9 protein-coding genes are annotated in these 12079 nt (G+C 42.5%); 6 read left to right on the plus strand and 3 right to left on the minus strand.

The genetic code is table 11. The annotated features are described in order from the left end of the window. The first annotated feature begins 159 nt into the window (after positions 1-159). From AB4232_RS02935 to AB4232_RS02950, 4 genes are all read left to right on the plus strand, one after another. Positions 160-3546: a helix-turn-helix domain-containing protein gene (locus AB4232_RS02935; RefSeq protein ID WP_372086110.1), complete on the plus strand. Its 3387-nt coding sequence runs from the start codon at positions 160-162 to the stop codon at positions 3544-3546. A 633-nt stretch (positions 3547-4179) separates the two neighbouring features. Further along, positions 4180-4401, plus strand: a complete 222-nt coding sequence (locus AB4232_RS02940; protein WP_004734203.1) for a FeoA family protein — start codon at positions 4180-4182, stop codon at positions 4399-4401. Beyond that, the gene (gene feoB, locus AB4232_RS02945; RefSeq protein WP_206208285.1) at positions 4402-6675 is read left to right on the plus strand and encodes a Fe(2+) transporter permease subunit FeoB; all 2274 of its coding nucleotides are present in this window, start codon (positions 4402-4404) and stop codon (positions 6673-6675) included. Then, entirely contained in the window at positions 6672-6902 is a 231-nt protein-coding gene (locus AB4232_RS02950; protein ID WP_009847310.1) for a FeoC-like transcriptional regulator, read from the plus strand. Before feoB ends, AB4232_RS02950 begins: the two co-directional genes overlap by 4 nt. A gap of 136 nt (positions 6903-7038) precedes the next feature. Here the strand turns inward: AB4232_RS02950 and AB4232_RS02955 are convergent, their stop codons facing one another. Together AB4232_RS02955 and argS are read right to left on the minus strand one after the other, a co-directional pair. Continuing rightward, the gene (locus AB4232_RS02955) at positions 7039-7467 is read right to left on the minus strand and encodes an HIT family protein (protein ID WP_372086114.1); all 429 of its coding nucleotides are present in this window, start codon (positions 7465-7467) and stop codon (positions 7039-7041) included. A 269-nt stretch (positions 7468-7736) separates the two neighbouring features. Further along, complete coding sequence (gene argS / locus AB4232_RS02960) at positions 7737-9470, minus strand: arginine--tRNA ligase (RefSeq protein ID WP_009847308.1); 1734 nt, start codon at positions 9468-9470, stop codon at positions 7737-7739. Positions 9471-9819: 349 nt separating this feature from the next. Between argS and AB4232_RS02965 the strand changes: the two genes are divergently transcribed. Further along, complete coding sequence (locus AB4232_RS02965; RefSeq protein ID WP_372086117.1) at positions 9820-10416, plus strand: VOC family protein; 597 nt, start codon at positions 9820-9822, stop codon at positions 10414-10416. 296 nt (positions 10417-10712) lie between these two features. On the opposite strand, the gene purU is transcribed toward AB4232_RS02965, so the two are convergent. Continuing rightward, entirely contained in the window at positions 10713-11546 is an 834-nt protein-coding gene (purU, locus tag AB4232_RS02970) for a formyltetrahydrofolate deformylase (protein WP_012604522.1), read from the minus strand. Between the two features lie 300 nt (positions 11547-11846). On the opposite strand from purU, the gene AB4232_RS02975 reads away from it, so the two are divergent. Beyond that, positions 11847-12047: a hypothetical protein gene (locus AB4232_RS02975; RefSeq protein ID WP_009847305.1), complete on the plus strand. Its 201-nt coding sequence runs from the start codon at positions 11847-11849 to the stop codon at positions 12045-12047. The last annotated feature ends 32 nt before the right edge of the window (positions 12048-12079 follow it).

Genomic DNA, 12079 nt, shown 5'->3' on the forward strand with positions numbered 1-12079 from the left:
AAAACCTTCCAACAAATATCAAACCTCCTTTCTCCTTTGTCAATTTCAGCTAAAATAGAAAGATAATAATAAGCACAAAAAAACTCACTTTTTGGTTAATCAGCAACAAGCGCTGTGAGAACCAATATTTCATGTGTTGTTGCTGTTCAGGATTAAAAGTTGTATCGAATTATTTTCAAAATGTTCATCTTAACGAGCATTTCATTTAGCGTTCTTGCGGTAAATACATCACCCTCCGTTTTCTACCCTTTGCCCGTTCAAGCACAAGGGAACTTCCTTGCGGCAAAAAATCTGTACTTAGGTGAAGGTGGCGGACTCTGGGTTCATGATGTGCATGGAAAAATACTTTTTTATGATGGCAGAACCCTATTCCCTCGAAAAGGTAGCCTTTTGCAATTTTCTTCAGAGAAAGTCGCGTTTCTTAACGATGAGTTTTGGACTTTCTTTGATAATGAGGTGTACCGACATAGCCCAGGAATCGGTAATGCACTTGCATTTAGTCTAAGCCCGGGGGCTGAGATCGCGAATATCGGTGCTTCCGGTGATTATATTTGGGTTACTGATAGCAGTAATTTCTATACGTACAATACTCAATCTTTAGAATTTAGCACTTACTCGCTTCTAAAATTGTATCGGTACAACAATAGCAGCGATATTACGATTAACGATGCTGAGCGGGTGCTGTCAAAATGGGTGCTTGCGACCAGCTCCGGAGTGTACCTTTCTGATAGCCAAGAATTTACTCATATCGCTGCATCAGAAAAAAATCATATAGAGACGCTGTATTTTTCGATGGCAAGACGTGAGTTAGTCATTGGTACATTGAATGGTGCAGTGATTATAGATCTTGCAAATCCTAAGAAAGAAAGGTGGGTGCGTGGTTCGCATGTTCTTTCTCTCGCTGAAACAACCGATCAATACTGGATTGGGACTGAGCATGGTCTTATCAGCTACAACTTTATTTCGGGGCAAATTACACGATTTGAACAAGCCGATAATCAAGACTTTTCGTTACCGGGTGAAAAAATATATTCGTTAATTAACGACCATGCTGGTGGAATGTGGGTCGCGACCAATAACGGAATTCGATATTTTTCACTGTTCAGCAGGACATTCTCAAGAACGCCATTAACGGGAATGGGGATGCACTCGAGTAGTGTGGTGATAAACAAAGTACAGCTTGTTCGCGATCAACTGTCTTGGGTTGCTTCTTCCAGAGGTCTCTATTTGGTTGATTCTCAAAGTGAAGATAACCCCGTTCGTGTTTACTCTAACCCAGTACAGGACTTTGAGTTCTTTGGTTCTTCAATTTGGTTGGCGACTGCAGAAGGTATTATTAGTTTCAACACTGATACGTTAGAGGCTGAAAAGGTCGATCTACCAAGAGCGATTGAAGGTGTACCCGTTGAAAACTTTGCACTTGAAGCGGATAACATGCTTTGGATGACCTCGGGACAAAACCTTTATTCGTTATCTATCGAAACCAATAAGTTGACAAGTTATGGCACCGATTGGTTAGTTGATAAATTTTTGCCAGCAAAGATCACCGCTCTCAATATAGGTTTGCAAGGTCGTATCTATGTTGGTACTGATCACGGATTCTACTCTTTTCTTGATGAGAGAATTAGCTTTAGTCGTTCAAGCGAGCGGCTTGGCAAAGTGGTCGATATTGAAAAAGCGAAAGATGGATCCCAGTGGTTTGCGAGTAGCTATGGTGTGTATCGAATCCCTAATAACAGTTCTATTATTCAAGAGGTCACTCTTGTTGAGGAAAATATTAGTCCTAAATGTTTAATTAGCGATGATAATGGGATGTGGTTAGGCTCTTCGAAAGGTATTAGCTATTACGGATTGGATGGGCAACTGCATAAACATATCGGCTCACCATTTGGCTTGATCACCAATGAATTGGCTGCAGGTGCGTGTGCTCTGTTTTACAGCGAAGGTAGCCAGTCTACTAGGCTTATCTTCGGCTCAAGATATGGCGTGGTGAGTGCATTAGCTAATGAGCTATTGGTATCAACAACACCTCATAGCCGTGCATTGCTGAGCAAGATAAGTGTCGACCATCAGATAGTATCACTTGGTGGCAAGACAGCTGATTTAGATGAAATTCCTTATGGCTCATCAATCGGTTTTAAGATTGGAGTTTTACCAGCGACATACACACCTGCAATGGAGTATCGACTAAGCGACAATGAACCTTGGAGTGAGTTTGAAGGGGGGTTACTAACACTCGATCACCTTCTTCCTGGGGACTATACGTTGGAAGTGAAACCCGTTAAGGACTCCCATTATCGCTTTACGTCAACGAACCAAAGCTTTTCTATTGCGGAACCTTGGTATCTGAGTAATTGGGCAGCAGCAAGCTCTCTTATATTACTTATCTGTGTCGTGACTGCTTTGGTTTTTTGGCGATCACGTTACGTCACTTTCGCCAACAGGCACTTAAAGGCGCAAGTTGCATTAAAGACAGATCAACTGAGGCATCAAAGCCGAATACTACTAACGACTAATCAACAGCTTAAAAAACAGTTGTCAGTTAAGAGTGCTCTTGTCACACATACTGCTAATGAACTCTCTTCTGAAGTTAATCATATCGCAGCTATGATCCCAAATTGGAATGATGAACAAGGTAAGTCGCCAATATTGACATTGAAAAATGGCTTGGCTCAGTTGAGTAACACGCCACAAGGGAAGGGAAAGGTTTGTTACGATATAATTTTAATCTTAGAAGCTGTACTCAAAGCTTGGCAGGACGATTTAGCCAAAGCCGGTATTGAACTGGATATTAAAGTTGAAACTAAACAACGACATGTATCCTTGCTGTATTTTAATCTTGATATTATTTTTAACAGTCTAGTCGCTAGCATCATTAAGAGAAACTTTAAGTCACAGAGTATGGTGGTATTGGTTGAAGAGGTTAAAGAGCACCTTGTTGTGACGATTCGAGACCGTGGAATGCCTTTCCCTAAATTGACTTCAAGCATTAATGACAATACTGGAAAGTCGACCGACCTAAACATCGAAAAGTTGCCATTATTGATGAACCAGAGCGGTGGTGAACTGAATGCTTTTGTCTCGGACTCTCAAAATAAGGTGCAGCTTTCGTGGCCGATTGAATATCAAGTGTTAGATAATTTGGAAGCCAGCACAATTGAACAGATTGAAACCATTAAGCTTGCCGCTTCAACGCCAGAGCAGCAAAAACTGACAGCGGAACAAGAGTGGAAGAACAGAGTGTCGCAGCTTGTGAGTGAAAACTACGCTGATGCCGAGTTCAGTACTGCAACTGCTGCTAAGTATTTGTTTATGTCTGAGAGAAGCTTACAGAGACGTTTTAAATCGGCTTACAACAAGACCTTTAAAGAGCATTTGAATGAAGTGCGTTTAGAGCATGCGTGCGAGCGGCTACTTGCGGGAGAGAGGATTTCAGACGTCGCGTTTGATTCTGGTTTCAATGACCCTTCCTATTTCAGTCAAAGGTTTAAACATCACTTTGGCATGTCGCCATCTAAGTTTGCTGAAAACAACGAAGAGCAGTGAACTAGGGACGTCCAGTTACAACATAGATAAAGATACTTTGAGCCTCGACATTCGTGTTGGGGCTTTTTTATGCTTCTACGAGATACGAGATACGAGATACGAGATACGAGATACGAGATACGAGATACGAGATACGAGATACGAGATATAACGATAGTTGGGGAATTTAAAAAGGTTTGTGGGTTAAAACAAAAGGAAGAAAAAAAATATCGTGGTATAGCCGGGGGGACTATACCACGGGTGCCAATGACACCTTCGCTTGCTGCCGGAGTGATATGGCTAGCCACATCACCTCTGGAATAAAATTAAAGAGAAAGAGTTTCTCTTCGATGAAGTAACTATACGGGTAGCGACTTGTTTTGCTTATAAAATTAACGACAGATGACTGTGAGAAAACCGACATTATTATAAGTTGTTGATTATTAGTGTTTTATTGTTTTCTGGTTGACGCGTACTAGTGAGGTAGTCCCCACTAATTGTTGAAAGTGACGTTTTTGACGTAAACGTTTTTAACGAAATTTACGAGAGTGTATTTTCGAAAACATTGATTTCACACAATAGAATTGTGGGTATGTGCGTGTATTATGTCGGTAATAACAATCTTTCTCATTATCAATCTCGAACTGGGTACTTATGAAACTCTCACAACTAGAGCAAGGAAAAGCGGCTTCTATTGTTGCACTTACAGGTTTAACACCAGACGTTAGAAAAAAACTAATGGTTATGGGCATGTTGCCAAAAACCGAGGTGACACTTATCCGTCGTGCACCTATGGGTGATCCGCTTCAAGTTGAAGTGAGAGGTGTTTCTATAGCCATTCGTGAAAGCATTGCAGAACAAATCGAGGTTATCTAAATGGATTATCAAGTTCTTACTGTTGGTAACCCTAATAGTGGTAAAACAACATTATTTAACGCATTAACTGGCGCAAAACAGCACGTTGGTAACTGGGTTGGTGTGACCGTAGAAAAGAAAACCGGTTTATATTCGCACGCTGGTGATCAATTTCAGTTAACGGATTTACCAGGCATTTATGCACTAGACAGTGGCAATGATGCAAACAGTATCGATGAGTCTATTGCATCACGCGCCGTGCTTACTCACCCAGCGGACGTGATCATCAATGTTGTTGATGCTAGCTGTTTGGAAAGAAGCTTATACATGACATTACAATTGCGAGAGTTGGGTCGCCCAATGATCGTTGTATTGAACAAAATGGATGTATTAAAGCGTGAGCGTCAGGTGATTAATCTTAAGGCTCTAGAAAAAGAGCTAGGTTGCCCGGTTCTAAGCTTGTCAGCAAACGATAAAGGACAAGTGGTTCGTTTTAAAGAGCGTTTGCATAAGCTTCTGGTTCAAGGTGTGAGTCTTGATCCTATCTCTATTGATTACGATGTCGCGTTAGAAGCTCTTATTCCTTCTGTTGAGTCACAATTTGATGATGCTGACGTATCTCACCGAGCACTAGCGATTCGTGCTTTAGAAAATGATTACTTGGTATTGAATGGTTTGGCTCCACAAACTCGCACTCAAATTGATAGTGTGCGTCTTGGTGCCGATTTCGATATTGATCTTGCTGTTGCTGACGCTAAATACACTTTCTTACATGAACTTTGTAAACGAGTTCGTCGCAGCGAAGGCAAACTGAGCCGTAATTTCACAGAGAAAGCCGATCAATTCATTTTGAATAAATGGGTCGGGATTCCTTTCTTCTTCGTCATCATGTACCTAATGTTTATGTTCTCTATCAATATCGGTAGCGCGTTTATCGACTTCTTCGATATTGGTGTTGGCGCAATATTAGTTGATGGCGGACATCACTTATTAGATGGTCACTTACCGGTTTGGCTAGTCACCGTTCTTGCTGATGGTATTGGTGGTGGTATCCAAACGGTTGCGACCTTTATTCCGGTTATTGCCGCGCTTTACTTGTTCTTAGCGGTACTAGAAAGTTCAGGCTACATGGCCCGCGCTGCATTTGTACTGGATAAAGTGATGCAGAAAATTGGCTTACCGGGCAAAGCATTTGTACCACTTGTTCTGGGTTTTGGCTGTAACGTACCTTCTATCATGGCAACGCGTACTCTTGACCAAGAGCGCGAACGTAAACTCGCCGCATCAATGGCACCGTTTATGTCATGTGGTGCTCGTCTACCTGTATACGCACTGTTTGCTGCTGCATTCTTTCCTGGTGCTGGACAAAACGTTGTGTTCGCTCTGTACATCATGGGTATTCTGGCTTCTGTATTTACGGGCTTGTTCCTTAAAAATACTATCTATCCTGGTAGCAGCGATAGCTTGGTTATGGAAATGCCGGATTACGAATTGCCGACCGTGCAAAACGTGATGCTGAAAACTTGGCAGAAGCTGAAACGTTTCGTGCTTGGCGCAGGTAAAACCATTGTAATGGTTGTGGCAATTCTGAGTTTCTTGAATTCATTAGGTATGGACGGCAGTTTTGGTAACGAAGACAGTGAAAGTTCTGTGCTATCTAAAGCGGCTCAAGTTGTAACTCCAGTGTTCCAACCGATTGGTATTACTGAAGAGAACTGGCCTGCAACGGTTGGTATCATTACCGGTATTTTTGCGAAAGAAGCCGTGGTTGGTACGCTAAATAGCTTATACACTACACCTTCTGATGAAGAAGCGGCTGAGTTTGATCTAGCGGCAAGTTTAGAAGAAGCCGTAATGACCATTCCTGAAAACCTTGCTGGTTTGAGCTATTCCGATCCATTAGGCATTGAAGTTGGTGACTTGTCTGACTCTAGTTCTGTGGCTGCTGATCAAGAGGTTGATACTTCGATCTTTGGTAACTTGAAAGATAAGTTTGTATCAGGCCACGCTGCGTTTGCTTACTTAATCCTAATCTTGCTTTACACACCTTGTGTGGCAGCGATGGGTGCTTATGTTCGTGAATTTGGTCAGACGTTTGCCCGCTTCATCGCAGTTTGGACAATGGCACTTGGTTACTTCGGTGCGACCTTCTATTACCAAGCAGCAAACTTCGCTGTACACCCAGTAAGTAGTGCTGTGTGGATGGTGGCAATAGCTGGTGGTTTTGTGATGACGTATCGCATCTTCAAGAAAATCGGCAGTAAGCAAAAAGCACTTGAGGTGCAAGTAGTATGATTTTAACTGAACTTCATCAATACATTGATAACGAAGGTGTTGCTGCTCGTAGTGAGCTTGCATCTAAGTTTGGGGTAAGTGAAGACGGTATCGATGCTATGCTGGGAGTGTGGGTCAAGAAAGGCAAGATATCTCGCTTGGTCGACACCAATAAGCATGGCCATACAACACGTATTCGCTACACCATCAGCAAACAAGATGGTTTGTCACTGAATGTGATGATGTAGTTCTGGTCTCATACTCTCGTTGAAAGCGACGAGATTAGACAATAAAAAAGCCGCTCACCTATTTTAGGTGAGCGGCTTTTTGTTATGTGTCTTTTCTGAACAGTCTTCTTTTAAAGCGTAATGAGATGTACTCGAATTATGCTTTCTTGAAGATAGAACTCATCGACAAAACGTTTTGGATACGAGTATGGATTGCTGTCTGTTCTTCTTCACTGCGTTGCTCGCCTTTAGTGTTGCCCCATACTGGACCTGGCCATGCGATGTCATTTTTGAAACGCGCAATATGGTGAATGTGTAGCTGTGGCACCATGTTACCCAGCGCGCCTAGGTTTAATTTGTCTGGTTGGAATGTCGCTTCTAATGCTTGGCTTACCGCTTGAGACTCAAGCAAGAACTGCTGTTGTTCTTTCATTGGTAGATGGTGCAACTCTTTTAGGTTGGCGCGTTTGGGTACCAAGATAACCCAAGGCACTGCACTGTCTTTGCTTAGCAGCGCCAAGCTTAGTGGAAATTCGCCAATAAGCGTGGTGTCTTTTGCTAACTGTGGGTGAAGTTCAAAGCTCATTATTATTATCCATTTCGATTTCTTGAAGTCATACCAATCACAGTAAGTAAATGATCAGAAATAGCGCAGGAAAAAGGTTTGAGAACAAGGCAGATTCTTTTGATAAGTAGTTACTCTACAATCAAAAATTCTAACGCAGTTATCGAGCGTTTTAACCAGCTAGGATGATTAGTTATTTACTACGATTGGTATCAGTATACGTTAGATAAAACAAAAGGTTGATGCTCTCACATCAACCTTTGTATTTATTCATTGTAACCAGAAGGGCATTACATGCGCTCTAGAGTTTCGATACCTAGAAGCGACAGGCCTTGCTTGATAGTCTTAGCTGTCAGTGCAGCAAGCTTCAGGCGGCTCTGTTTAACGGTTTCATCTTCAGCCACAAGGATAGGGCACGCTTCGTAGAAGCTAGAGAATTGACCAGCAAGTTCGAACAGGTAGCTACACATGATGTGTGGTTGACCTTCACGAGCAACAGACTGTACCGCTTCTTCAAATTGTAGAAGTTTCGCGATAAGGGCTTTCTCTTTTTCTTCAGTGATTTTGATTTCACCTTCAAGAGAGTCCATAGAAATGCCTGCTTTAGCAAAGATTGAAGCGACACGAGTGTATGCGTACTGCATGTACGGTGCTGTGTTGCCTTCAAATGCCAGCATGTTTTCCCAGTCGAACACGTAATCAGTGGTACGGTGCTTAGAAAGGTCTGCGTATTTAACTGCTGCCATTGCTACTGTGTTCGCAATGGTTTTCTTCTCGTCTTCTGCTAGCTCAGGGTTTTTAGATTCAATCAGTTGAGTTGCACGTACTTCTGCTTCGTCCAGAAGGTCAGCAAGACGCACTGTACCGCCAGCACGAGTTTTAAATGGCTTACCATCTTTACCTAGCATCATGCCGAACGCGTGGTGCTCAAGAGATACAGACTCAGGAACATAACCCGCTTTACGAACGATAGTCCAAGCTTGCATTAGGTGTTGGTGCTGACGAGAGTCGATGAAGTAAAGTACGCGATCTGCGCCCAGTTCTTCAAAACGATATTTAGCACATGCAATATCGGTGGTGGTGTATAGGAAGCCACCGTCACGTTTTTGCACGATAACGCCCATAGGGTCGCCATCTTTGTTTTTGTATTCGTCTAGGAATACAACTTGTGCGCCGTCAGACTCTTTTGCTAGACCTTGTGTTTGTAGGTCAGAAACGATGTTTGAAAGCATATGGTTGTACATACTTTCACCCATCACATCATCACGTGTCAGTGATACGTTCAGGCGATCGTAGTTACGTTGGTTTTGAACCATGGTTACGTCAACCAGCTTTTTCCACATTTCAGCACAGTATGCGTCGCCACCTTGCAGTTTCACTACGTAGCCACGAGCTTTCACTGCGAATTCTTCGTCTTCGTCGTAAAGCTTTTTAGATTCACGGTAGAACTGTTCAAGATCTGAAAGTTCCATTGAAACTTCACCAGTTTCAGCTTGGATGCGCTCAAGGTTTGCGATAAGCATACCGAATTGAGTACCCCAGTCACCAATGTGGTTAGCACGGATAACTTTGTGACCTAAGAACTCAAGTGTACGAACAACAGCATCACCGATGATCGTTGAACGTAAGTGGCCTACGTGCATTTCTTTTGCAACGTTTGGAGCTGAGTAGTCAGCAACAATCGTTTGTGCTTCTGCGGCTGAAACACCAAGGCGAGAGTCAGCAAGCGCTGCGTCTGCTTGTTGTGCCAGGAACGTTTCATCTAGGAAGATGTTTAGGAAACCTGGACCTGCGATTTCAACTTTAGAAGCGATACCGTCTAGGTTTAGAACGTCCAATACTTTTTGAGCAAATTCTCGAGGGTTAGTGCCTAGTCGTTTAGCAACACCCATAATGCCGTTTGCTTGGTAGTCACCAAATTGTGGTTTTGCAGATTGACGGACAGCCGCAGGAGAGCCTGCAGGTGCGCCAGCGGCTTCTAGAGCCTGAGATACTTTGTCATTAATCAGTGCTTGGATATTCACACGCGTTTCCTTCAATTCAAGGATGAATAAGAGTAGCCGTTATTTCGTGGGCATTAAATTTGGCTAATTATGCTTCTAGTTAACGATTTAATGCTGAAATGAACAACAGACTCTGTTTAAGTTCACAAAAATGGCGTTAATCATACCAATTTTGTGGGCTTTCTTATAGGTCGAATTGATAGAAAATTAACATTTCCTGAGGGGTTTTTGACAATCAACTTTGACCAAGCCAAGTTTGTCTATTTAGGAAAGTAAGACACGGTACTTTTTGAGTGTTTTTTGTCAAAGCAGCGCTTGTTGCTGGAAGTAAAACTGATACCATGCTGCCATTATTTGGAGAACATAGACAATGACGATGAGCCTGAAGCAAGCTGAACTAGAACCACAACAAATGATTGCACGCCTTGATACGTTTATGACGAAAATTGAGAACCTCGGAAATGTGCTGGGTTTGGATTTAAGCTTTGCTCAAGCGGATCATATTGCATTAAGAATCAATGAAACTGAGCTTGCGAAATCAGCACATCAAGCATGGTCTGAATACGGCTCTACGATTTCAGAAGCGATGATCAATGGTCGTCCCATTGTGGTGTTGGCTTTCGATAAACCATTGCAAAGTCTTGGTTGGAAGATTGAATGTTTAGAGCTGCCTTACCCAGCTGAAGGTAAGATTTACCCGAGCCAAGATTGGGAGCATGTAGAGTTTGTGATTCCGTCTCACGCTCAAACGGCAGATGAGTATCTAGCAGACCTTAAAGAGACTTACCCGCAGTTCGCTGCTAAGTTTGAAAATTTGGCAGAACAAGGCATTAAGATAAAACTCTCTAGCCCGAAAGGTGAGGGTGAACGTTTGAATAATCCAACGGTTGCATTCAAGCATCAAGAGATTTGCATTAAGCTGCATCCACACTCTTTGAAGAAGATTGTTGAGTCAGAACAGGCCTAATTTGATTGGATAGTTGCTGGGAATAGATTCCTGAACTCACCAAGGCTCGTCGGAATGACGGGGTGTTTGATGGTGTTTGCCAGGTCTATCTTTAGATGCTGACAGTCTGAGTGTTCGAGGGCGCATGTTAGAGCCTATAGTTACAAGATTCATCACCGAGTTCGTCATTCCCGTAGTCGGAAATCTCATAAAGCTATTCAGATCATCAGATACAAAAAACGCGCAATGGATTAACCCTATTGCGCGTTTTTTATTGGGTTTTAACTGGAAGTCTTACCGGAAATCGAACCTCCGACCTACAGAATTACGGTCTTGTTGCCGTAAACAAACACATGATCGTTGATCACTTTGTTTAAAGCCTTGCTCAACACGTTCTTCTCTACGTCACGACCCGCTTGTGCCATGTCTTTTGCGCTGAAGTTGTGATCCACTGGGATAACATCTTGCTTGATGATTGGACCTTCATCGAGATCGTTTGTCACAAAGTGCGCCGTTGCACCAATGATCTTCACACCGCGCTCGTAAGCTTGCTGGTATGGCTTAGCACCAATGAATGCTGGCAAGAAACTGTGGTGAATGTTGATGATTTTGTGGTTGTACTTCTCAACAAACCCCGGCGTCAGCACTCGCATGTATTTAGCAAGCACTAGATAGTCCGCCTCATACTGGTCAATGACTTCAAGCATCTTCTTCTCATGTTCTTCACGGTTTAATCCTTCGTGAGAAACATGGTGGTAAGGGATATCAAAACGCTCGGTTAGGCTTTGCAGTGTATCGTAGTTACCAACTACTGCCGCAATATCAACATCTAAACTGCCATCGAAGTTCTTCATCAGAATATCGCCAAGGCAGTGTGCTTCTTTAGTTACCAGAATCACAACACGCTTACGAGATGAATCCACCAGCTTACGTTTTGTGTTTTCTGGCAGGGCTTGGTCTAAATCGGCGAGTAAGGTTTCGTCATTGAAGTAGCCCTCTAGCTCGGTGCGCATAAAGAAGTGGCCACTTGTGTTATCAACGAACTCATTATTGTGAATAATATTGAGTTGGTGCTTATAACAAATGTTGGTGATCTTTGAGATGAGGCCAGGGGCGTCAGTACAATGTGTTAATAAAGTTTTTCTTTCCATTTGCATCTTACTTCCATGAATGTTGCACTTATTATATGAAATCGGGACTCTTCAAAATTTAACGCAGGCCGTCGAACGGTGAACTGAGCCGCAGTATCACCGTTATAATTAATCTATTATCAAGTTGGTTTCAACAAATTCTGCTGCTCATTTATCGCATCGATAAATTGTTTTATATAGAAATATCAGTTTTTCGATAGAAAAAAAGGCAGAAGCTTCATTTTTCAAGTTTTGACCGTAGTACGCATTTGAACTTCAACCGAGGCATTGACGCTTTGGCCAAAAATAGAGGTGATACTTATGGATAAAGAGTTACTAGCAAAAAAACTGTACTGCAAACGAGTGAATTCATTAGCGGGAAGTACAGAGTTAGATGGTAATGTTCTAGATGAAATGTGGGAAAGTAAAACCTCACCAACCGATGCAGTGAAAGCCATGCAGCCTTGCGATAATCATTTTGAAGGCGCCCCTTGGTTGTCGCGTTATCTCAGCCGAAAATAATAACGATTCTTTGATTTTTATTTCTTCAATTC

Source organism: Vibrio sp. 10N.286.46.A8 (assembly GCF_041470165.1).
GTDB lineage: Bacteria > Pseudomonadota > Gammaproteobacteria > Enterobacterales > Vibrionaceae > Vibrio > Vibrio tasmaniensis_A.